Source organism: Acinetobacter lwoffii, from assembly GCF_022967985.1.
Lineage (GTDB): Bacteria > Pseudomonadota > Gammaproteobacteria > Pseudomonadales > Moraxellaceae > Acinetobacter.
Map to the genome: position 1 here is coordinate 25,251 of NZ_JALJVC010000024.1, position 22,426 is coordinate 47,676.

At 37.4% G+C, this 22,426-nt stretch carries 18 protein-coding genes and 5 pseudogenes; 10 read left to right on the forward strand and 13 right to left on the reverse strand.

Features of this window, described 5'->3' with window-relative positions; translation table 11 throughout:
- The first annotated feature begins 420 nt into the window (after positions 1-420).
- Positions 421-1,401, forward strand: coding sequence for a TerC family protein (locus MWG72_RS13055; protein WP_247144236.1), 981 nt, complete (start codon positions 421-423; stop codon positions 1,399-1,401).
- Between the two features lie 573 nt (positions 1,402-1,974).
- Here MWG72_RS13055 and MWG72_RS13060 read toward each other — a convergent pair.
- Together MWG72_RS13060 and MWG72_RS13065 are read right to left on the reverse strand one after the other, a co-directional pair.
- Complete coding sequence (locus tag MWG72_RS13060) at positions 1,975-2,760, reverse strand: 3-hydroxybutyrate dehydrogenase (protein WP_247144237.1); 786 nt, start codon at positions 2,758-2,760, stop codon at positions 1,975-1,977.
- A gap of 393 nt (positions 2,761-3,153) precedes the next feature.
- Complete coding sequence (locus MWG72_RS13065) at positions 3,154-4,356, reverse strand: tyrosine-type recombinase/integrase (RefSeq protein ID WP_247144238.1); 1,203 nt, start codon at positions 4,354-4,356, stop codon at positions 3,154-3,156.
- A 301-nt stretch (positions 4,357-4,657) separates the two neighbouring features.
- Here MWG72_RS13065 and MWG72_RS13070 point away from each other — a divergent pair, with 301 nt between their 5' ends.
- Positions 4,658-5,089 (forward strand): PPC domain-containing protein, encoded by a 432-nt coding sequence (locus MWG72_RS13070; RefSeq protein ID WP_004281816.1) that lies wholly within the window; start codon positions 4,658-4,660, stop codon positions 5,087-5,089.
- Between the two features lie 118 nt (positions 5,090-5,207).
- On the opposite strand, the pseudogene MWG72_RS13075 reads toward MWG72_RS13070, so the two are convergent.
- The 3 genes and pseudogenes from MWG72_RS13075 to MWG72_RS13085 form a co-directional block, all read right to left on the reverse strand.
- Positions 5,208-6,174, reverse strand: a pseudogene (locus MWG72_RS13075) (IS481 family transposase).
- A gap of 202 nt (positions 6,175-6,376) precedes the next feature.
- On the reverse strand, positions 6,377-6,727 hold the full coding sequence (locus MWG72_RS13080; RefSeq protein WP_247144239.1) for a hypothetical protein: 351 nt from the start codon (positions 6,725-6,727) through the stop codon (positions 6,377-6,379).
- 150 nt (positions 6,728-6,877) lie between these two features.
- Positions 6,878-7,378 (reverse strand): annotated as a pseudogene (locus tag MWG72_RS13085) (IS3 family transposase); the annotation flags it as partial.
- 677 nt (positions 7,379-8,055) lie between these two features.
- On the opposite strand from MWG72_RS13085, the gene mqo reads away from it, so the two are divergent.
- From mqo to MWG72_RS15650, 5 genes and pseudogenes are all read left to right on the forward strand, one after another.
- Positions 8,056-9,690 carry a malate dehydrogenase (quinone) gene (gene mqo, locus MWG72_RS13090; protein ID WP_247144240.1) on the forward strand — a complete coding sequence of 545 codons (1,635 nt, stop codon included), beginning with the start codon at positions 8,056-8,058 and terminating at the stop codon, positions 9,688-9,690.
- 72 nt (positions 9,691-9,762) lie between these two features.
- Entirely contained in the window at positions 9,763-11,037 is a 1,275-nt protein-coding gene (locus MWG72_RS13095) for an MFS transporter (RefSeq protein ID WP_247144241.1), read from the forward strand.
- 56 nt (positions 11,038-11,093) lie between these two features.
- Entirely contained in the window at positions 11,094-11,579 is a 486-nt protein-coding gene (locus MWG72_RS13100) for a hypothetical protein (RefSeq protein ID WP_004733174.1), read from the forward strand.
- 353 nt (positions 11,580-11,932) lie between these two features.
- Positions 11,933-12,261 (forward strand): annotated as a pseudogene (locus MWG72_RS13105) (transposase); the annotation flags it as partial.
- A pseudogene (locus MWG72_RS15650) lies at positions 12,258-12,407 on the forward strand (PPC domain-containing protein); the annotation flags it as partial. The pseudogenes MWG72_RS13105 and MWG72_RS15650, both read left to right, overlap by 4 nt.
- Positions 12,408-12,922: 515 nt before the next feature.
- Here MWG72_RS15650 and MWG72_RS13110 read toward each other — a convergent pair.
- Both MWG72_RS13110 and MWG72_RS13115 read right to left on the reverse strand, forming a co-directional pair.
- The gene (locus MWG72_RS13110; RefSeq protein WP_004281825.1) at positions 12,923-13,561 is read right to left on the reverse strand and encodes a glutathione S-transferase family protein; all 639 of its coding nucleotides are present in this window, start codon (positions 13,559-13,561) and stop codon (positions 12,923-12,925) included.
- Between the two features lie 16 nt (positions 13,562-13,577).
- Positions 13,578-14,597 carry an NADP-dependent oxidoreductase gene (locus MWG72_RS13115; protein WP_004733175.1) on the reverse strand — a complete coding sequence of 340 codons (1,020 nt, stop codon included), beginning with the start codon at positions 14,595-14,597 and terminating at the stop codon, positions 13,578-13,580.
- Positions 14,598-14,740: 143 nt separating this feature from the next.
- Between MWG72_RS13115 and MWG72_RS13120 the strand changes: the two genes are divergently transcribed.
- The gene (locus tag MWG72_RS13120; RefSeq protein WP_004733176.1) at positions 14,741-15,349 is read left to right on the forward strand and encodes a TetR/AcrR family transcriptional regulator; all 609 of its coding nucleotides are present in this window, start codon (positions 14,741-14,743) and stop codon (positions 15,347-15,349) included.
- Positions 15,350-15,455: 106 nt separating this feature from the next.
- Entirely contained in the window at positions 15,456-15,686 is a 231-nt protein-coding gene (locus MWG72_RS13125) for a hypothetical protein (RefSeq protein WP_001087973.1), read from the forward strand.
- 83 nt (positions 15,687-15,769) lie between these two features.
- Here the strand turns inward: MWG72_RS13125 and MWG72_RS13130 are convergent, their stop codons facing one another.
- The 3 genes from MWG72_RS13130 to MWG72_RS13140 all read right to left on the reverse strand — a co-directional run bounded on the left by MWG72_RS13130 (position 15,770) and on the right by MWG72_RS13140 (position 19,011).
- The gene (locus MWG72_RS13130; RefSeq protein ID WP_247144242.1) at positions 15,770-16,897 is read right to left on the reverse strand and encodes an alkene reductase; all 1,128 of its coding nucleotides are present in this window, start codon (positions 16,895-16,897) and stop codon (positions 15,770-15,772) included.
- A 203-nt stretch (positions 16,898-17,100) separates the two neighbouring features.
- The gene (locus MWG72_RS13135; protein ID WP_247144243.1) at positions 17,101-17,778 is read right to left on the reverse strand and encodes a type 1 glutamine amidotransferase domain-containing protein; all 678 of its coding nucleotides are present in this window, start codon (positions 17,776-17,778) and stop codon (positions 17,101-17,103) included.
- Between the two features lie 75 nt (positions 17,779-17,853).
- Positions 17,854-19,011, reverse strand: a complete 1,158-nt coding sequence (locus MWG72_RS13140; protein ID WP_247144244.1) for an iron-containing alcohol dehydrogenase — start codon at positions 19,009-19,011, stop codon at positions 17,854-17,856.
- A gap of 183 nt (positions 19,012-19,194) precedes the next feature.
- Between MWG72_RS13140 and MWG72_RS13145 the strand changes: the two are divergent.
- A pseudogene (locus tag MWG72_RS13145) lies at positions 19,195-19,529 on the forward strand (IS3 family transposase); the annotation flags it as partial.
- Between the two features lie 85 nt (positions 19,530-19,614).
- Here MWG72_RS13145 and MWG72_RS13150 read toward each other — a convergent pair.
- From MWG72_RS13150 to MWG72_RS13160, 3 genes are all read right to left on the reverse strand, one after another.
- On the reverse strand, positions 19,615-19,917 hold the full coding sequence (locus MWG72_RS13150; RefSeq protein WP_000920558.1) for a putative quinol monooxygenase: 303 nt from the start codon (positions 19,915-19,917) through the stop codon (positions 19,615-19,617).
- 333 nt (positions 19,918-20,250) lie between these two features.
- A complete protein-coding gene (fghA, locus tag MWG72_RS13155; protein WP_087540812.1) occupies positions 20,251-21,081 on the reverse strand; it encodes an S-formylglutathione hydrolase in 831 nt (276 codons plus the stop codon).
- 228 nt (positions 21,082-21,309) lie between these two features.
- A complete protein-coding gene (locus MWG72_RS13160; protein ID WP_005105874.1) occupies positions 21,310-22,422 on the reverse strand; it encodes an S-(hydroxymethyl)glutathione dehydrogenase/class III alcohol dehydrogenase in 1,113 nt (370 codons plus the stop codon).
- Between the last annotated feature and the right edge of the window lie 4 nt (positions 22,423-22,426).

A 22,426-nucleotide genomic window follows, 5' to 3' on the forward strand; every position in this document is an offset into this window, starting at 1 on the left:
GTCATCTAGCTGCTTTTTCCATGTTTTCAATTAATGTTTACCAGTTATGCTTCTTAGCTATTTTTATTTTTTGACAATACAGGAAATGCTACTTTGAGTATTGCGAACTGATTCTAAAAGCTTGAACCACTTTGATATATCACTCGCAGACTTCATAAAAAGGCTGATAATCATTCAACTGCTTTATCCGCCCTAGTCACCACCTCATACATCCATCTGTTCCCTAAGAAAATTGCAAAATTATGCATTTTAAAAGTGCGAACTTCTTTAGGATTGCTATGACAATTCCATATAAGCAACATGTGATTAAATGGAAAGGTTTGTGAATTCTAAATACATCTTTACATAAAATAAGTATTGACAACTATTGTCTATAAAGAGCATATCTCTTTATAAAAGTACAAGTATAAGCAGAGGAATATGATGGATATTCTCTTTTCTAATTTTTTAGATAAACCTGTTTGGATGTGGATTTTTTTTATTCTTATTGTACTTGTACTCCTTATTCTTGATCTCGGAGTATTTCACCGTAATGTAAGAGAAATTGGAGTTAAAGAAAGCCTTGCATTATCAGCATTTTATATCACATTAGGTTTATTTTTTGGTGCATGGATTTGGTGGTATATTGGATCGACAGCAGGTATTAATTACATAACGGGTTTTGTAATTGAAAAGTCATTAGCAATGGATAATATCTTTGTGATTGCAATGATTTTTTCATATTTTTCAATACCCAGAATTTATCAACATCGTGTCTTGTTTTGGGGAATTATAGGAGTAATTTTTTTAAGAGCCATGATGATTGGGGTAGGTGCAACTCTAGTTAGCCAATTCTCATGGGTTCTTTATATCTTTGCAGCATTCCTCATATTAACAGGAATAAAAATGTGGCTGAGTATTGATAAAGAATATGAAGTCGGTAATTCACCTATTTTAAACTTTATTAAAAAACGATTTCGCGTTACTGAAAAACTTCACGCAGAGAAGTTCTGGGTAAAGAAAATTGATCCAAAAACTAATCAATTAAGATGGTTTATGACACCACTTTTTCTAGCTCTGATCATGATCGAGTTTGTAGATCTGATCTTTGCAATAGATAGTGTTCCTGCGATTTTTGCAATTACAACTGATCCATTCATTGTTTATACTTCGAATATATTCGCAATTTTAGGATTACGTGCTTTATATTTTGCCCTATCAGCAATGGTCGAACGTTTCCATTATTTAAAATATGCCTTAGCAGTATTATTAGTTTTTATTGGGTCAAAAATCTTTATAGCCGATGGACTAGGTATAGCAAAAATTCCACCATCCTTATCCCTCTCAATTACATTCATCATTTTATTTATAGGAATTGGATACTCCTTTTGGAAAACTAAAGAACAAAATACTCATAAATAAAAAATTATAAAACTGCAATTCTTTAAATAATATGTTTTTCAAAATTAGAATATTTTATGGAATACGAATAAAATCATGGTTTTAATTAATAATATATTTAAAAACCAAATGGTTTAGTAAGATTACTTTCCTTCTTTCTAGACTTATCATAAAATTTCAATCTGCCTAGGATTCAATTATATCGAATAACCCATAACAAATTAGATTGCTCCCAATCATCCTGGATATGATGAAAATTATCTAAAAAGATAAGGTTCCTGTTCAGCAAAATTATAGATTTAGCCTAAGCTGACTAATAAAACATCAAGAAAATTTATTGAATCCTTAGCTTCCTATGGACTTTTTAGATATTCAGTTAAATTGAAGCAGAGAGTATCGAAGTATTACCTAGTTAGGATAATTAGCTTCAGCGGGCGTTTACTTTCCTGGTTTTCTGACAACAGATCATGGTTAATATATCGGTATTTATAATCATGAATTAAGTCCCCCATTTATTTTAATGTGGGGACTTAATGAAGGCCTGTAGGATAGCTTGGTAAGTTCTATTCATTGAACTACTTAGGATGCCTACAATTATTGGGCAGTATAACCACCATCCATTACTACAGCTTGGCCTGTCACACCACCCGCTTTATCACTGGCTAGGAAAATCGCATAATCTGCAATTTCTTCTACACTCAGTAAACGTTTTTGCGGAACCATTGCTAAAATCACATCTTCTAATGCGCTTTGTTCACTGACATTTCGAGTTTTAGCCAAGTCATTAATTTGTCCTCGTACTAAGGGCGTATCCACATAGCCTGGACATAAAGCATTGACAGTGATGCCATCACGTGCGCATTCTAATGCTGCCACTTTAGTTAAGCCAATCACACCATGCTTGGCACTATTGTAGCCTGCCTTACCAGCGAATCCGATCAAACCATTAATTGAAGCCATATTAATCACGCGACCAAATTGCTGCGCTTTCATAATTGGAAATGCATATTTAATTCCAATGAATGAGCCAACCAACATGACATTAATCAACTTCTGGTAAACTGCCGTTGGAAAATCTTCAATCACGGCAACATGCTGAAAACCTGCATTATTGATTAAAATATCCAAACGACCATAAGTTTTCTGTGTCAACTCAATGGCCATTTTAAATGCCTCTTCATTTGTCACATCACAAGGAGCAGAAAAAGCATCAAAACCTTCCTTTTGAAGTTCAACTACAGTTGTAGCACACTTCTCTGCATTCACATCAGAAATGACCACTTTGGCACCTTCACTGACAAATTTTTTCGCAATTTCGAGTCCTATACCACTAGCTGAACCAGTAATAAATGCGACTTTATCTTTTAGTAGTTGACTCATCATATTCTCCGTGTCTTCTTTTTTAATCCAAATTTTTAAACAATACCAAACCAAGTAAAGGCAGCAATGGCAAAAAATACTGCAATAGTTTTAATAATTGTAATTGCAAAAATATCTTTATAGGATTTTTTTAGGCAATAATAGTTATATCTTTATGTAACTTTTGGCGAGCATGTTATATCATATAAAGATCTCCGCAAGGTTAGTGGATTATTTATGTGTACAATAATAATTAATTTATTAGAAAACTAAGGCTCTTATAAATCGTATAAAATAAATAATATAGACTATAAGTATTTTATTTTACAATATTTCAGCCTTAATAATTCTTAAACCTGATTTTATATACTTACTCATATATGCTAATTAAAAATTGGATTTCATAACCATTAATTATACAGTACAACTATCAATAAAATCGCCCCACCATTGCATCATTTCCATACGCTGATTAAAATATTCTGCATGATTATAGCTGGCACGGGTTCTATTTTTATCAGTATGAGATAGCTGTGCTTCAATCCAATTTGATTGAAATAAACCGGATTCATTTAATATGGTACTAAATGTCGATCGTAACCCATGAGAAGTTAATTCATTTTTAGTATATCCCATTTTTCTGATAATTAAGTTCAGGGTATTGAAATGAATAGGTTTATTATTATTACGGGGGCTAGAAAACACATATTTTTCGCCATGAGACCAAACAAGTGCTGATTTCACAACCTCAAGTGCTTGATCAGATAGTGGAACTAAAAATTCAGGGATATCATGACCTAAAATAACCTTTCTTCTATATTGTTTAATATGTAAGGCTGGTATTCTCCATATTTTTTTATCTAGATCGAAGTGATGTGGTTCACAAAGCAATAATTCTCCACCACGGACGCCTGTATATAATTTAAATAGTAGGGCTTTTTTAATGATAGGATCTGTATTAATCTGATCTAATCTAACTAAGAAATTAGATAGTTCATCTGAGTTTAAATACGGATAATTTTTTTTAATCTTATTATTAACTAATATTTTATGAAGTCCATTTGCAATATTATATTCACAATACCCCATTGCTACGGCATAATCATAAATCTGATTTAAATAACTATAAGCTTTCTTTACAGGTTCTTTTACATTTCGAGATTCTATATTTTTAATAATTTTAACTAGATCATATCTTTTAACTTCAATAAATGGCGTTAGTCCAATATCTGGATAAATATCCTGATCTAAACATTTTTTTGCAAGCTGAATTACACCGCATCGTGGTTCATCTTCAAAGGAATTTTTAACTTTAAATTCTAACCACTCTTCACAAATATCCTGAAAAGTTTTGATGTCTTTTTTATGCAGTGGTTTATTTTCATAATCATTAAATTTATATTCATCCCGGACTGATCTGGCCTCTTTCAAGGACATTACAGGATATTCTCCCAACTTCATGCGAGGACGTTTATTTGTCCCTGCAAGTGAATAGCGGTAACTCCAAGATTTACGTCCATTTGGTTCTATCTTCAAACTTAAGCCGTCATCATCTGCCAGAAAATAAATTTTTTCCTTTGGTTTAGCTTGGCGTACCTTAATTTCAGTAAGACTCATGAATTTTAACCTAACCACAAATGACACTGCTCAATTCAATTATAGCAAATTTAAGCAATATTCATATGATGCGTATCATACGCATCACATATTTTTATAAGTAATTGTTAAATAAAATTTATATTTAGATTGGTTATTCCCTAGTAACCAATTAATTAACCATTGATTTTGCAAGTCTTAAATTGGCATTTGAAGTGCAGCCCCATGTTATGACTATTCACATTTCTGCTCTATGATTCATGGTTACTTATTAGTTATGTTATTACGTCAGGAGCGATACAAGAATTAGGGTAACCTTATTATGGAAATAGCGAATACGAAATTACTAGCTGGCGCTTTGATAGCCCTAACTTTAACTATAGTTAGCCCTGTCGTACTTGCAAATGATAACAATGATATACGAAAGACTATTGTAGTTAAATTTGCTAAAAAAGCTCACTCTGCAAATTATTACGGAAGGATAGATGGATACAAGTATGATTCCTACAAATTTTATGCTAAAAAAGGGCAAAAGTTAAAAGTGAAGTTGACTGGAGGAAATGTTGAAGCTTACTTATGGGGTAATCAATTAAAAGACTCCATCAATCTTGGAGAATATTCTCCAGAGCTTGATGATAAGGGTATTTATATTTTACCTGCTTCAGGTGAGTATGAAATTAGAGTATTACAACCTAGATCACAGGCAAGAAAAGATAAAAAACCTCAATACTGGATGAGTATTAACATTAAATAAAGACTTGCTAGATTTTTTTAAGCTTTTATACCAGGGTTCAAAAACTATTGCCAGTTAAACGGGGCGTGATTTTTACGTATATATTTTTATATTAGTAAAAATGATATAGATACGTAATTCATAGAGATCGTTTCAATTTAGCAATCTCTAAATACATCTTGTAACTGGCATGTTGAATCCGTTCATTTGAGGGGGCGTATTGCTTCTGGACTTCATCTAAGAAAGGAGTTTCTTCACATAATTCAAAGTACCTTTCCATCGGTGTTTTACCTTGCAAAGCTGAATGTGGTCTCATCCAGTTATAGTAATGCTGCCATTCTGCCAGTTTGCTCTGAATTTCCTCTGAATCGATATCTACAGTAGCGTAGAACTCAGATTTATCAGTCTTTTGTGAGCGCTACCTTGCCATTCAGATGAGGTGAACCCGGTTTATTCGGCCTAAATTTGATCCCATACTGCATCATTTTTTCTGTATTTTTTCAACAAAGAATTCTCGTTCACGATCGGTCTGTATTCGCTGTATGGGAAAAGGCATTTATTCAATTACACAGTTAAAAAGTCGAGTGTATTCGCAGCTGTTCGGCGTTTATATATCCTTAAAACGCGATATCGTGTGCAGTCATCGATAGATGTGTACTGATATAGTCCAGGACCGAGTTTACAGGTATCCATTTGAATTCTATCGCCTGGTAATGGACGTTCATAACAAATGTAATCTACTTTACGACGGAATTTTTTAATCGGTTTGACTTAATGGGTGGATAGTACTTTATGGATAGTCGCCAAGGACAACGAGACTCCGTGCAGCTCATTAATTCGGTTTGCAAACGTCGAGCACCAAGATTTCTAGCTGAGCGCATTTCCAATATTAAAGCTTCTAGCTCAGCATTGATTTTAGTATTTGGCGATTTTAAGGGACATTTACTATGACTACTTAATCCATCAATACCTTGTTCAGAATATCGTTTCCACCACTTGCGTAAAGTTGGTCTAGAAATGCCACATCTCCGACAAACCAGGCCAGCATTATTGGTCTCTTCAAATAATTTAACCCATACGAGTCTTTGTTGAATTTCTCTGTTCATAGACACCCATTATATTGAAGTGATGTCTATGAATCACACAGATTATCATAAGGCTTTTGAAACTGTCGCACCTCATGTTTGAATTCACCCATTAACAGAGTGCGAATTAGTCCTTGATCATGTTTGACCACATTTCAAGGAATAGTGTCCAACTTTCGGTATGCAGATTATGGTGTGGGGTTCTCTTAAAGTTTAAACCTTATTATTTTACTTCAGTAATGCTGATTGGCTGGTCTTTTACAAATTCAACAACCCCTTCACCACGTTTAAAGTGAATTGAAACTCCATTATTATTAGCTAAACGAATACCACTACCAGCAACTGTTTGCTTTAAACGATATACCATGCCTGAGTTATCAGTCATTAAAGCAGTTTCAAAGTTATCCGATGATTTCAGAAAAATTAATAAACCATTCGGACCAGAAAATTTAAGGACCTGCATATCAGCTGAAGTATTGCTTGTAGCCTTATCTTGTAAAGTTTCAGTCTTTGGACTCGAAGTACACCCAGTCATTGCTAAAACTAACAAAGTTAAACTTAAAAAATATTTCATTTAACTACCTTTTTCATCTGTAAATCATAGGTGTATTTATACTAATTGTTATAATTTAACAATAAAACAAATATTACTTTTTTTTACATAAAAAAGCCATAAATCGCATTTTGAACCTTACCGGATTTATCGGAGATTTTTTTATTTAAGTTAGGCCACCTGACTTAACGGGTTAATCTTATCATAGTACATTGCTTCAAACTCAAAAGGCGATACATAACCCAGTGCACTGTGTACATGCTTTTTATTAAACCAATCTACCCAATTTAATGTCGCAAGTTGTACATCTGCTAAACTTTGCCAATCTGCTTTTAAATATTCAATCATCTCTGTTTTGTATAAGCCATTCACTGTTTCAGCCAAAGCATTATCGTATGAGTCCCCCGTTGTACCGATTGATGCTCGTAAATTTGCTGCTTCTAAACGATTGGTATAGCGAATGGAAAGGTATTGAACACCTCTATGGGAATGATGAATCACATTCCTTGGCATACCTCAATCGTGCAATGCTTGCTCCAGTGCATCGAGCACCATATCTGTATTCATACGTGTTGATACTTTCCATCCAACAATTGCTCGTGAGAACACATCAATAATAAAGGCGGTATAGACCCAGCCTGAATTTGTTTGAATATACGTAAAGTCACTCACCTGAGATACCGTCTTGGTAGTCAATCAATAATTGAACCGCTCTATCTCTGATTTCAGGGGTATATTTTACTTTTTTCATCGGAACACTACGCTTCGCTACGTCGTGCGAAGCAATGCTTCTCATCTCAGGAAAGTTGGTCTCCAACAAACCCGGTACGGTTCACAATGAGGTTCATGCACGTGTAGCAGTCCTTAACAGATTTACAGAATTAGGTCGACCACTTACCCAAGTTACGCCTTAAATTTGGCTCAATTAGGGGCGCTTTGCCTTTCAAATATTTGTGCAATAAAGCCGTTGGAAAGTAACCTTGAAACAAGTTATAAGCTTCTTTTTAATAAATTACTGAGTATTTGTATAAATATTCAACATCTGATTTTTTTTAAACCAGATATTGAATTAAAATAAAAACCAATAAACAAGAACAAACATCATTGGTATTTATATTTTAATTATGTTCATTTACAATAAAAATTACTAAGTCAATACATATTTAGTCTAAAATATCCATCAATCAAAAATGTGTGATAGCTTCGAACGTTAATCTTTGTATACTTGTAATTTTGAGTATTACTTCAATTCTCTAAGCTAATTCTTTACAAGTGTTCCTATCACCATAATTGTTATTCTTGTCTTCGCTATAAAGCGATCCAAACCTGCCCTCCATGGTCATAATCGCATGAACAAATTTTTAAAATACCTATTGGTATTCATCGTTCTGCTTATTATTGCAGCACTAATCTTTTTATTTAGACCTATCGCGTCTAAGAAAATTCAAAACACCAGCAATGAGCCTGTCGTTGACGCAGTCTTAGTTGGTGGTGGCATCATGAGTGTAACCCTAGGCACATATCTTAGTGAACTTGAGCCAAACTGGCAAATTCGTATGTATGAACGCCTAGACAACGTTGCCCAAGAAAGCTCAAACGGCTTCAACAATGCTGGCACAGGCCACTCTGGCTTTATGGAAATGAACTATACCTCTGAAAAAGATGGAAAAATGGACATTTCTAAAGCTGTGAACGTTGCGGAACAATTTGAAGTTGCAAAACAGTTCTGGTCTTATCAAGTCAAAGAAGGCGTTTTGGGTCAACCAAATAGCTTTATCAACCCTGTACCGCACATTGCCTTCGTTTGGGGCGATAACGTGAATTTCCTAGAAAAACGTTACGCTGCAATGGTTAAAAACCCAATGTTTTATGGCATGAAATTCTCTGAGAATCCTGCTGAAATTAAACAATGGGCACCATTGGTGATGAATGGCCGTGATGCTGCACAAAAAGTAGCTGCAACACGCATGGATGTAGGTTCGGATGTGAACTATGGTTCGATCACCACTCAATTGGTCGATCACCTTAAAAAACAATCTAATTTCCAGTTACAAACATCGACTGAAGTGACTGGCATTAGCCAAAACGATGATAAAACGTGGACTGTTGCATTTAAAAACCTCACTACAGGAAAAACAGATCATGTGAAAACGCGCTTTGTCTTTATTGGTGCAGGCGGTGCAGCGGTTAAACTTTTACAAATGACAGGCTTACCAGAAGCGAAGCAATATGCTGGCTTCCCTGTAGGTGGCGTGTTCTTAATGACCGACAACCCAAAAGTCACTGAAGGCCATACTGCAAAAGTTTATGGTCGTGCTGAATTAGGCGCACCGCCAATGTCTGTTCCACATATTGATACACGTTATATCGACGGTAAAAAATATGTGTTGTTTGGTCCATTTGCAACTTATTCAAACAAGTTCTTAAAACAAGGTTCTCAGCTTGATTTATTGAAATCAACCACTAAGAACAACGTTTTACCAATGACCGCTGTGGGTATGGAAAATCTTGATTTGGTGAAATACTTAGTTAGCCAAGTCATGATGACCGATGAAGACCGTTTTAATGAGTTGAAAAAATACTATCCTGATGCAAAACCAGAGGACTGGCGCATGAATCAAGGTGGTCAACGTGTTCAAATCATTAAGAAAGAACCAGGCAAACCTGCAAGCTTGCAATTTGGTACCGAGATTTTTGCATCACAAGATGGTGCTGTGACTGCCCTATTAGGTGCGTCTCCTGGTGCTTCAACTTCCCCTTATATTATGTTGAGCTTGCTTGAAAAAGCATTCCCTCAGCAAGTAGCAGGTAAATGGAATCCGAAATTACATGAAATTGTAAAATCGTACCAACAAGAACTCAGCACTAATCCTGTGCTTCTTGACCAAGTTCGCCAATACACCAGCACAACCCTTGGTTTGAAATATACACCTATGGCTAAAGCTGCAAATGACGAAACTATTGCGGTAGCAAAAGCACAGTAATCTGCTTTAAACCCTAAAAAGGATGGACTTTGCGCCATCCTTTTTTAATTCATATTTGAAACTATTCTGTGTATGTCGCTTTTCCATTCCGATGCTTTTTTGGCTTTTCATTCACGTGATTTTTCACTTCTGAGTGTCAATCAGTTGTGCTTAATTCTAACCATCATGATTCAAGAAGTCGTCATTGCTTATAGTATCTATCAACTCACTCAAAATCCACTCAGCCTTGGCATGATTGCCTTAATTGAGTTACTCCCCTTTATTTGCCTCTCCCTGATCAGTGGCGACTGGGCTGATCGCTATAACCGACAAAAAATTGTGCAGTGGAGTTTTAGCTGTAGCACTTTAATTCCATTATTATTTATTGTTCTTTTTTCTCAGTACCAACAACAGCACATTCAACAAAATACACTTTTATGCGGCATTTATAGCCTCATCTTTTGCTTAGGCATACTTAGAGGCATCTACAGCCCATCATTTAATTCATTACGCCCTTTTCTAACCCCCGAGTCAGCCTATAGCAATGCAGCCACATGGACCGCGCTCATTTGGCAAATAGGCGGCATTTTAGCGCCTTTATGCGCAGGACTTTTACTCGGCCAACTTGGGCTTGAAAAAACCCTCTTTATTGTTTTTTTCTTGTGTTGCGTGGGTAGCATCTGCTTATTCGGATTAAGTCCTCGTCAATTCCCTAGCCCTCATAAACAGCATTTAAGCAAAAGTTTGAAAGAAGCCTATTTGTTTATTTTTAAACATCCACTAATGTTTTGGAGTATGTTGCTGGATCTCAGCGCCATGCTTTTTTGTAGTGTCATTATCTTACTGCCTATTTTTGCACACGATATCCTGCATCTTGGTGTTGAAGGCTTAGGTATACTCAGAGCTGCACCAGCTATTGGCGCCTGTATCATGATGTTGATGTTGACCTGTTATTCTCCGATGCAAAATGCATGGAGAAATATGCTCTATAGTAGTTTTGCAATTGCTTTGTGTACTTTAGCCTTTGCACTATCCTCCCATGTTTGGCTCTCAGTCTTCTTCCTTGTTTTAATCGGTGCCTTTGATAGCATCAGCATGGTCATTCGACAAACTTTATTACAGCAACTCCCCCCAAAAGCACTATTAGGGCGTGTAGCGGCTTTAAATGGCATATTAGTCACTTCAGGCAATCAGCTCGGTGCCCTACACATGAGCCTGATGACGCGCTATTTTTCTGTGGTGCCAGCAGTACTTATTGGAGGGACGCTGTGTTTAATAATCTGTGGTCTAAGCTTTACTCGTACGCGACATTTATTCAAGCCATCTCCAACACTAAAAAAAAATGCCACAGTGGCAAAAAGTGAATAGCATGTTAAGCTTCAAATCTTCTTTTAATATGATGTGAGTTTTCAATAAAGCAAATTATGAAACAGATTTTCCCCTTTTCACATATTCTCTATACCAAACTCTATTCTTTCGTACTATCAGTGTTGTTGGCTTATTGCCTATTCAATGCAATTTATACGTTCATTATTGGTGGAACTGGTTTTTATTTATTTGCAACTTTTATTTTAGCTTTTCAATGTAATTTCGCGTTACGCACTTCTCTCCATGACCGTATTTACACCAGTTTAGGGATAGTTTTGCTTATTATTGGGTTATTGTATACACATGGAATTCACTTTCTAAACCATTTAAAAACAATTGTATTGGTTCCTGCTTTAATTTTAACTGCCTTTGGAATAGATAATTTATATAGAAAGCCAAATAGACTTAGTTGTCTTAAAGTTGGACTGATCCTCGGCCTATTGCTATTAGCTTATATTCAATATTATGATTTAGTAGAACTGCAAAATTATTATGACTCTTTACATAATGATGAGACTTGGCAGCAATTTGGCGCATTATAACAGCTAGCACAAAAAAATTTGGTGGGTGAAAAATTTACAATCCTAATTCTGATTTATCATGTTATTACATAGGAAAACTGCCTTTAAAAGACGGGTCTTGCTAGTCTAGAATTGCAGACGAAAGGGAATAAAATGCCTGTATATCCGATTCTAGAAATTGATCATTTTCAGCATCATAAACAAAAGATTTTTCTTCTAATAAGTATTGGCCATCTTGCTCACTAAGAAAATTTTAAAGTTATTTGCTTGATCAGGGAAAATTTGTTCTCCGTCAAAAAAAGATCATAACAATCTCGAACGGCTTTGTTGCGCAAAGCTGTTCTTAAGGACTTTTTCAGCAATATAATTTTCAAATGAAGAAGCATACACATAAAATTTACCGCACAACCAATTGGTTCGCATATAACCGAGCACGCATTCATCGCGGAAATATTGCCATTTGGTTTGATCCAGCTACGCAATGGTATGCCCCATCAAAAGGCAAACAAGGGCGAAATCAAACCTACTCCGACGCAGCCATCCAATGCTGCTTAATGATTAAATCCTTATTCCGTCTGTCTTTACGTATGGTCACTGGCTTTATGCAAAGTCTGATTAAACTTTGCGGCTGAGCAGCCCCGAATATCAGTGATATTCGTACAGTACGCTTTGTAGAAGACAAAAGCATATTGATATTGCAATCTTGGAGAATATTCTCCAGAGCTTGATAATAATGGTATTTATATTTTACCTGCTTCAGGTGAGTATGAAATTAGAGTATTACAACCTAGATCACAGGCAAGAAAAGATAAAAAACCTCAATACTGGATGAGTATTAACATTAAATAAAAGACCTCTTGCGAAAGTATCGTTTTACCTAATTTTTGAATTGGCTAAAACCTTATTAAATGTAGCTTTATGCTGTTTAAATTTTGACTAATGCAAGAAGTCTAAAGACTTGCTAGATTCTTTTAAGCTTTTATACAAGGGTTCAAAAACTATTGCCAGTTAAGCGGGGCGTGATTTTTACGCAGATGTGTTTATGTTAGTAAAATGATATAGATTACTTGTTTAATACCCCGAGGAATAATTTAATCTTGCTGTGCGTTTGTCACTTTTCTTTCAAAAGTTGATTATATCTTTCAACGTAACCGTCGTGATATTCAAGCCCTTTTGATAGGAATTTGCAGTGAAAGAATAGGCGAAACTTATCTTAAATAATGGTAATTCCTTATCTTTAAAATAGAGAACGCCCGATGAAATTCATTAGGCGTTTACTTTAAATAAGTGTCAGCTTATTTTATAACCAGATGTACTTGTCAATCATGATTCTTTTTCTCAATTGCCTTAAAAAAACAATCTTGCTATTTTTGACTTTTCACACCATTTTGTTCAATTTGTACTGCGGCTTGCCAGCTAGGTAGTTGGCTTAAACCTGCTACGTAACGTTGGATATGGGGATAATTTTCACCTTGTCCCATATGATAAACTAAAGCATGTAGTCCAAAGCCCATCATGAAGTCAGCACCGGTTAAACGGTCTGCCACTAGAAATTCTTTATCTTTTAAATATTCATTTAAATGGCCAAATACTTTATCGAACTCAACTTGAGTATAATTTTCTAGAAATACCAACTTCGTGCCCTGCTTGGTTTCTATCGTATTAAACGTTTTTAACAAAAATGGCAGCATGGCAGAGCTTTCTGAGAAATGAATCCACTGTAGATAATCGACATAGGTAGATTCATCCATATCTGGTGCTAAATGCGGCGCAAGTTTCTGAATTAATAACTCAACGATTGCGCCTGACTCTGCAATAACTTTGCCATCCCATTCCAATACTGGAGATTTCCCTAAAGGGTGAATGGTTTTTAAAGAGTCAGGGGCCAAATGCGTGCTTGAGTCACGATAATAGCGTTTCAGCTCATAGGGCTGCTTGATTTCTTCAAGTAACCACAAAATACGAAAAGAACGTGATTGATCTAAATGATGTAGTGTGATCATGATAATTCCTATTTTTTTAAATTTTTACAACCACTTTGCCAAAGTTTTCGCCTTTCAACATACCATTGAAAGCATTGATCGTGTTATCTAAACCTTGCACCATATGCTCTTTATATTTGATTTTTCCGTCTTTCAACCATTCAGACATTTGCTGATAGAATTCCGGATACTGACTGCCATAATCATCAAAAATAATAAAGCCTTGCATGCGAATACGCTTTTTTAAAAGGGTGGAAATAAAGCCCGGTAAACGGTCTGGCCCTTGTGCTTGCTCGGTAGCGTTATACTGGGAAACCACACCACAAACCGGTACACGTGCCGCAGAGTTAAGCAATGGCCATACCGCATCAAACACTTTACCCCCGACATTCTCATAATAAATATCAATACCGTTGGGAGCTGCTTGTTGTAATTGTTCTGCAAAATTTTCATCATGATGATTGATACAAGCATCGAAGCCGAGTTCTTCTACTGCATAACGGCATTTTTCAGGCCCACCTGCGACGCCAACCACGCGACAACCTTTAAGTTTGCCAATTTGTCCAACCGTAGCACCAACAGGTCCCGTTGCAGCTGCAACGACTAATGTTTCACCGGCTTTAGGCTGACCAATGTCCAACAACCCCATATAAGCAGTAAATCCTGGCATTCCCAAAATACCCAATGCCCAAGATGGATGTTCAGGTTGCATACCTAAGCTTTGACAGGCAGACCCATTAGAAATTGCGTAGCCCTGCCAGCCATTTCCGGAAAGAACCCACTCGCCTTCTTTGAATTTTGGGTTTTTAGAGGCCACCACTTGACTGACTGTTCCACCGACCATCACTTCGCCAATTTCAACCGGTGCTGCATATGAAGGAGCATCGCTCATGCGACCACGCATATAAGGATCGAGTGACAAGTAAATAGTTTTTAACAATATCTCGCCTTGTTTAAGTTCATTGAGCTCAACTTGTTCAATACGAAAATCGCTGTGTTTTGGCTCACCCACTGGCCGTTTAGCTAAAACGATGCGTTGATTAATAACTGTTTTCACACATATAACTCCATGTTTTATTTAAAAGTATTTTTCTTCACAATCAAAAACTGTGATTAAAATTTCTTTACATCCATTGTAGATGAGTTATAATAAAAAACAATACGACTGGTCTATTTTTTACAATAGAGTAAATAATTAATATGAAGCCTACTCCTATTAAAAAGTCTGAAGCGAAGCGCTTACACATTCTTAACACCAGTTCAGACCTGATTTTGCATAAAGGTTTTACTGGCGTAGGATTACAGGAAATTTTACAGAGCTGTGAAATCCCTAAAGGCTCGTTTTATCATTATTTCCAATCTAAGGAAGCTTTCGGATGTGAATTGGTACAGCATTATGTAGACAATTACCAAGTCCGTTTAAATGATGTATGGCGTTGTGATAAATCCCCTTATCAAAAGCTGATTGAGTATTTTAATTTATGGATAGAAGATCCTGAAACACAGTGTGGTTGGGCGGATAGCTGTTTAATTGTGAAACTTGCCGCAGAAGTTGCCGATCTATCTGAAGATATGCGCTCGATTATGTCCGCTGGCGTTGATGATGTAATCCAACGTATTGCTGGTTTAATTGATTTGGGAAAACAGGATCAGTCTATCCAAGCAGATACCGAGGCCTCTACTTTGGCACAAGTACTTTACCAAATGTGGTTAGGTGCAGCATTACTGAGTAAGTTGCAAAAAGATAAAACACCATTACATCAAGCTCTGAGAGCAACTAAATTTCTATTAAAAAGTGAAGATTCATAAAAATTAAATATCAACTACATAATTAATAATTCATGATAGCAGTCCAATGATTACCTATTATTGTGTTGCTATTAGATCAATTTACAATCCATGAGTATAGCGCACAATGAATTCTCCTTCTAAAGCCCTCATGACTCGTATTTTAGTTGGTTATTTAGGCTTATATCCCACACTATTACTGGTTCTCACTTTATTAAAGCCAATTACACAGCATCAAAGTTTCCCGATGATGGTGTTGATTGAAGTCATAGTATTAGTGCCAGTAACGCAACTGATTTCTTTCCCACTGGCAGGTTGGCTCATTACACAGCTAAAAAATTTTAAGAATTTGTTTTAAGAAGAATTTATGCTGGCAATAGCAATCCTAAGTCCTTATTTTGCCAACCACAAAGGTTGGCAAAATAACTTACTTAGTCGATATTAATCTGCGTAAACTGGATAATCAATATAGCCTTTTTCCGTCCCACCATACATACTGCTTGCATCTACTGCATTCAATGGCCAGACATTGGCGATGCGATCGGGTAAATCTGGATTCGCAATAAATGGGCGTCCAAATGCAATTAAATCGGCCAGTCCTGCCTCTAAAATTCGAGTTCCTCTTTCTGCCGTATATCGACCTGCATATATAATCCGACCACTGAAAGTGTCTCTGACATCTCTACGAAAATCATGAGGAAGTTCTGGTGCATTATCCCAATCAGCTTCTGCAATCGATAAATAGGCAATCCCAACTTCTTCAAGTATCTTTATGGCCTCAATATAAGTCACATGTGGATCATCTTCAACTAAACCCATGTAGACACGATCTTCCTCTGTACTTTCAAATAAGGGGGCAAAACGCACTCCTAAACGATCTGCACCAACTACCTCAGCAACTGCCTCTACTACTTCACGTAAAAAACGCAAACGATTGTTTAGTGATCCACCATATTCATCTTCACGGTGGTTACTATGTGCAGAGATAAATTGATTCACCAAATAACCATTTGCACAATGAATTTCAACTCCATCAAAACCAGCAGCCAAGGCATTACGCGCTGCTTGAGCATAGAGTTGCACTAATTCTTTAACTTCTGCATTGCTTAAAGCACGTGGCATAGAAGGATCAGCCAAGGCCCCCGCATTGGGCCCGGTCTCAATAAAGACTTTAACATTACTATCAGCCCCAATAGCCGAAGGTGCGACTGGTGATGCATGATTGGGTTGCAAAGATGTATGTGAAACACGCCCAACATGCCAAAGTTGTGCAAAAATAATGCCTCCTTTAGCATGCACTGCTTCCGTCACTTTACGCCATCCAGCAATCTGTTCAGGGCTGTAAATACCGGGAGTCCAAGCATAGCCTTGACCACGTGGCTCGATTTGCGTACCTTCGGTGACCATAAATCCTGCCCCAGCACGCTGTTGATAATAGGTTGCCATTAATTCATTTGGAATATTCCCTGGCTGAGTACTGCGCGACCGCGTTAATGGTGGCAATACAATACGGTTTTGCAAAACATAAGGGCCTAAGTTTAAGTTTTGAAAAAGTTTGCTGGCTTTCATTTCATTGTATCCAAGTCATCATGACTAAATTGATCTAAATTAAAAAAATACCCTTCCTTCCTGTATATAGAAAATTAAAGGAAGGAAAGCTATTCACTCAGGCCCTTCACCATTAAGGGAGGGTTATTTTGCTTATTGCGTCAGTTGCTCAGCGTCAGAAGTTTTATTCACTGCTAAGCACCACAACAGACACTGGCTACTCTTTATTTCAACAATTGAAGTAATGCTGAGGCAGTTGCAGCAGAAGATGCTGGATTTTGTCCAGTAACCAGCAAGCCATCTACTTGAACATGTACTTGCCAATCATCCACTTTAGAATAATGACCACCGTTTTCTTTAAGCATGTCTTCGACTAAAAATGGTACAATTTCAGTCAAACCTACAGCAGCCTCCTCAGTATTGGTAAAACCAGTCACTAATTTACCGCTAACTAAAGGTGCTCCATTACTTGCTTTCACATGACGAAGAACACCTGGGGCATGACACACTGCTGCAACAGGTTTGCCAGACTGAATCGCCTGTTCAATCAGAGAAATTGAAATCGGATCTTCTGCTAAATCCCACAATGGGCCATGCCCGCCTGGATAAAACACTGCATCATAATCAGCTACAGAAATTTCGCTAAGTTTATGCGTCTGTGTTAATGCTTGCATTGCAGTTGGATCTGCTTCAAAACGATGAGTGGTTTCAGTTTGAGCATCGGCTAAATTACTTTTCGGATCTAGTGGTGGCTGCCCACCTTGAGGCGACGCCAGCGTAACTTCAGCACCAGAGTCAATAAAGGTGTAATACGGTGCAGCAAGTTCCTCTAGCCAGAAACCTGTTTTCTTACCAGTATTGCCAAGTTGATCATGTGAGGTTAAAACGATTAAAATTTTCATGTTATTTCTCCGATAATTTTCATGATTGAGGAGCATTGTTACAGGGTCAGAGCATGCCATATACGCGCATTTAGCTTAGATGCTCATCTCGAGAATTTGGCGACTGATCTCTAATGAAACATTTTTATGTTCGCCTAGCTGTGTAAGATTATGTGATTTAAGTTGCGTAATGATGATCTCAATATCTGTCTCCCCCAGTCCATAATCGCTAAGACGAGTCGGCAATCCAAGTTGCTCAAAGAAGGCTCGAGTACGAGCAATAGCAGTATCAATACGTTGTTCTTCATCACCTTCGACAATCTGCCAGACTCGAGCTGCATACTGTAGTAATTTTTCTCGCTTCTCTTGACGACGCACTTGTAGATTGGCCGGCAACACAATGGCCAAGGTACGAGCATGATCAATACCATGTAAAGCCGTGAGCTCATGCCCAATCAAATGGGTTGACCAATCTTGTGGTACACCAGCTCCAATCAGCCCATTCAGTGCCATGCTAGCAGCCCACATCAAATTCGCACGCGGGTCATAATCTGCTGAATCTTCCAAGATTTTCGGTCCAATCTCAATCAAAGTTTGCAATAGACCTTCGGCAAAACGATCTTGTACTTGTGCATTCACAGGGTAAGTTAAGTACTGTTCCATGACATGAATAAATGCATCAACCACGCCATTTGCTAACTGGCGCGTCGGCAAGCTAAAAGTTTTATTCGGATCCAGTACGGAAAATTGCGGAAAAACATAGGGGCTGCTAAATGACAATTTGGCTTGGGTCGATTTTCTGGTTACTACCCCACCGCTATTCATTTCTGAACCAGTTGCCGGAAGGGTGAGTACACTCGCAAAAGGCAAAGCTTGAGTAATTTTAGTACCATGGGTTTCTAAAATCTCCCATGTATCCCCTGTATAATTGACTGCTGCTGCAATAAATTTAGTACCATCAATTACCGATCCACCACCGACAGCCATCAAGAAATCAATCTTTTGTTCACGAATCAGCTCTACAGCTTTCATGAGGGTTTCATAACTCGGATTCGGCTCAATTCCGCCAAATTCATGAATTTCTCTTGCACCTAATGCTTCACGCACCTCAGCTAAAGTACCATTCTTACGTGCACTTTCACCGCCAAACAACATTAATACTTTTGCTTCTGTAGGCACATAGTCATTGATTTTAGCTATTGTATCGCCACCAAAAATAATGCGGGTCGGATTATAAAAGTTAAAATTCAGCATATTTTTATCCTAGGATGATCAGCTAATTGATTTGAAAAACCACCGTTATTCATCAAATAAACTTTAAAAAATTGGACAACACTGCGGCTTTTGACTGCACCATGTGCTAACTATACATAAAAATAGACCAGTCGTCTATTTTTATAAAAAATTATTTCATCTTGCGACTTGAGTGATGGTTAAACACATTCAGGCTTGTTCTATACCACTCTTATTATTGATGTATTTTCACGAGCGATTGTTGGATGGAAAGTATAAACATGTATGACTATTGACATGGTCGTGAACGCATTGGCTAAAACAGTGAATGGCTCATACAAAATAGCAATGATTGAATATTTTAAAAGCAGATTGGCAGGGTTTAGCAGATGTACAAATGCGACAGTAAATTAGATAGATTGGTTCAATATAAAGCATGTAAATAGTTGCATTCGTATATTTACCCTGCCCTGTTTTGGATATTGACCCATTTAAATGATGGGATTAAGCCAATAAATAAAGTAGCCCAACTTGAATAAAAAGCCTCTGACAAACCTCAAAGCGTTAAAGTGCTGCCTTTCATTCAAAATTTCAGGCAGCACCCTCATACATTTAAGCGTCGGTTTAAGCCGGTAGTTTACTCGCCAAAACATCTACTTTTTCAATAGACGGTGGCTCTGAAAATAGCTCTTCGGCCTGAGCCATCAACGCAGCTGCAACCTTGCCAGATAAATGCGCTTGGCGACCCGCCTCATCAGGAAATGCATCAAAAATACCAAATGTTGTAGGTCCAAGACGTAAGCCAAACCACGCAACTGTCGCAGGTTCTTCCATTACAATAGGTAAACCGGCTTTAAGGAAAGCTTCCACTTCGTCTTCTTTACCCGGTTTAGCTTCAAGACGGACATATAAAGCTGTTTTAAGCATGACTAAAACTCCACAATTGATTAAAATTCAAACTGATTCTGTCATTGCTAATGTATGCATGTCAGAAAGTTTTGTTGTATAAAAGTTAAAAAACATCCCATAGCTGAGCCAAAATTTAGGTTTTTATTTCGACATAATGCTATGAATTTATTCAAGTTAATATCAATAACATTTGAATCAAAAAATTAAGATATGAGATGATTAAATTCAATCTTAGTTATATAAGGATCAATTGACTCTACCTTAGATTTATAACCTGACCTCTTCATCTGGAAATTATATTGCTCAAGAAGCACTCAAGAACAACATTGTACATCCTCATATCTATGAAAGTTATTTAGCTAGGAATTTGCTGTGGAACTCTATATGTTTCTCTATAAAGCTCGCAATGAAGTAATAGCTATGGTCATACCCTTCTCTTAGGTTAAGTGTAAGAGGATATTCTTGTTCCAAACAAATATCACTAAGAAGCTTAGGCCTTAACTGTTCTTCAAGAAAATCATCAGCTGTTCCCTGATCGACTAAAATAGGTAAATGAACTTCAGCGTTTTTGATTAATTCAATCGCATCATAGCTTTTCCATAAAGTTTCGGTTTCACCTAGATAGTGTGTAAAAGCCTTTTTCCCCCAAGGTACTTGGCTAGGTGCAACAATTGGTGCAAAAGCAGAAATACTTTTATACAGCTCAGGATTTTTTAACCCAATTACTAATGCACCATGACCACCCATGCTGTGCCCCATAATGCTTTGGACTTGATTGGTCGGAAAATTTAGGTCTATCAGATTTCTGAGCTCTTCCACAATATAATCATACATTTTGAAATGCTGTGACCAGGGTGCTTGTGTTGCATTCACATAGAATCCTGCACCTTGGCCTAAATCATAATCTGCATGATCTGGTACATCTTCTCCACGTGGGCTGGTATCTGGTGCAACAATAATGACTTTATGTTCAGCCGCATACTTTTGTGCTCCGGCTTTAGTAATAAAGTTCTGTTCGTTGCAAGTCAGTCCTGATAACCAATATAAAACTGGCAACTTCTCATCTTTGTCATGAGGTGGCAGATATATTGAGAATTTCATTGAACAGTTTAGTGCTATTGACTGATGGCGATACACTTCTTGCGATCCACCAAAAGAAGCATGTTTCTCAATTATTTCCATAATCAATTACCTATGTTGAGCAAGACTTCATGAGAAAACGAGTAAACAAAGAGTCTGACATTCTCCACAGAGAATAGTGATAAAGATTTAAAATGTAGGCAGGTTTGTTGAACCTATACATGATGGATACATAGATAGATCTGTTTTACAGATGATGTGCCGTTTTAGAGGATTCCATGCATGTCAATCATGATTCACATGCATGGAAAAGTATAAGGTCTGACGGAATTATTCGTAATGAATTACAGTACGAATTGACTTACCTTCATGCATTAGATCAAAGGCTTCATTGATCTGATCCAAGCCCATGGTGTGTGTCACAAATGGTTCTAATTGAATTTTACCTTTCATGGCATCTTCAACCATTCCTGGAAGTTGCGTACGACCTTTTACCCCACCAAAGGCAGAACCTAACCATCTACGACCAGTAACCAGTTGGAATGGACGGGTAGAGATTTCTTGACCTGCGCCAGCTACACCAATAATTACGGATTGTCCCCAGCCACGGTGTGCACTTTCAAGGGCTGCACGCATCACATTCACGTTACCAATACACTCAAATGAATGATCTACACCCCAGCCAGTCATTTCGACAATTACTTGCTGGATTGGTTTATCGTAATCTTTAGGGTTCAAGAAGTCCGTTGCACCAAACTCTTTTGCCAGCGCAAATTTATCTGGATTCATGTCAACCACAATAATACGCCCTGCTTTAGCTTGACGTGCGGCTTGTACGACTGCCAAACCAATACCACCTAAACCAAAGACCGCAACACTATCACCTTCTTGTACTTTAGCCGTGTTATGTACTGCACCGATACCCGTTGTTACCCCACAACCCAGTAAGCAGACATGTTCGTGATTGGCTTCAGGATTGATTTTAGCCAATGATACTTCTGCCACTACAGTGTATTCACTGAACGTTGAGCAGCCCATATAGTGGTAAATCGGTTGACCATTGTAGGAAAAACGAGTGGTACCATCTGGCATTACGCCTCTACCTTGAGTTTCGCGAACGGAAATACACAAGTTCGATTTTCCAGATTTACAGAATACGCACTCGCCACATTCAGCAGTGTAAAGTGGAATAACATGATCACCTGGTTTGACGCTAGTCACGCCTTCACCAACCTCAACTACAACACCAGCACCTTCATGCCCGAGAATAGCGGGAAAAACACCTTCAGGATCATCGCCAGATAAAGTAAATGCGTCTGTATGACACACACCGGTATGGGAGATCTTAATTAATACTTCACCTTTCTTCGGTGGTGCAACATCAACTTCAACAATTTGAAGAGGTTGACCAGGACCAAACGCAACAGCAGCACGTGACTTCATGGAA

Excerpts from the sequence above, each read along its gene's own strand:
- MWG72_RS13055 (WP_247144236.1), top strand. The coding sequence starts at position 421 with ATGATGGATATTCTCTTTTCTAATTTTTTAGATAAACCTGTTTGGATG.
- MWG72_RS13060 (WP_247144237.1), bottom strand. The coding sequence starts at position 2,760 with ATGAGTCAACTACTAAAAGATAAAGTCGCATTTATTACTGGTTCAGCT.
- MWG72_RS13065 (WP_247144238.1), bottom strand. The coding sequence starts at position 4,356 with ATGAGTCTTACTGAAATTAAGGTACGCCAAGCTAAACCAAAGGAAAAA.
- MWG72_RS13070 (WP_004281816.1), top strand. The coding sequence starts at position 4,658 with ATGGAAATAGCGAATACGAAATTACTAGCTGGCGCTTTGATAGCCCTA.
- MWG72_RS13080 (WP_247144239.1), bottom strand. The coding sequence starts at position 6,727 with ATGAAATATTTTTTAAGTTTAACTTTGTTAGTTTTAGCAATGACTGGG.
- mqo (WP_247144240.1), top strand. The coding sequence starts at position 8,056 with ATGAACAAATTTTTAAAATACCTATTGGTATTCATCGTTCTGCTTATT.
- MWG72_RS13095 (WP_247144241.1), top strand. The coding sequence starts at position 9,763 with ATGTCGCTTTTCCATTCCGATGCTTTTTTGGCTTTTCATTCACGTGAT.
- MWG72_RS13100 (WP_004733174.1), top strand. The coding sequence starts at position 11,094 with ATGAAACAGATTTTCCCCTTTTCACATATTCTCTATACCAAACTCTAT.
- MWG72_RS13110 (WP_004281825.1), bottom strand. The coding sequence starts at position 13,561 with ATGATCACACTACATCATTTAGATCAATCACGTTCTTTTCGTATTTTG.
- MWG72_RS13120 (WP_004733176.1), top strand. The coding sequence starts at position 14,741 with ATGAAGCCTACTCCTATTAAAAAGTCTGAAGCGAAGCGCTTACACATT.
- MWG72_RS13125 (WP_001087973.1), top strand. The coding sequence starts at position 15,456 with ATGAATTCTCCTTCTAAAGCCCTCATGACTCGTATTTTAGTTGGTTAT.
- MWG72_RS13130 (WP_247144242.1), bottom strand. The coding sequence starts at position 16,897 with ATGAAAGCCAGCAAACTTTTTCAAAACTTAAACTTAGGCCCTTATGTT.
- MWG72_RS13135 (WP_247144243.1), bottom strand. The coding sequence starts at position 17,778 with ATGAAAATTTTAATCGTTTTAACCTCACATGATCAACTTGGCAATACT.
- MWG72_RS13140 (WP_247144244.1), bottom strand. The coding sequence starts at position 19,011 with ATGCTGAATTTTAACTTTTATAATCCGACCCGCATTATTTTTGGTGGC.
- MWG72_RS13150 (WP_000920558.1), bottom strand. The coding sequence starts at position 19,917 with ATGCTTAAAACAGCTTTATATGTCCGTCTTGAAGCTAAACCGGGTAAA.
- fghA (WP_087540812.1), bottom strand. The coding sequence starts at position 21,081 with ATGGAAATAATTGAGAAACATGCTTCTTTTGGTGGATCGCAAGAAGTG.
- MWG72_RS13160 (WP_005105874.1), bottom strand. The coding sequence starts at position 22,422 with ATGAAGTCACGTGCTGCTGTTGCGTTTGGTCCTGGTCAACCTCTTCAA.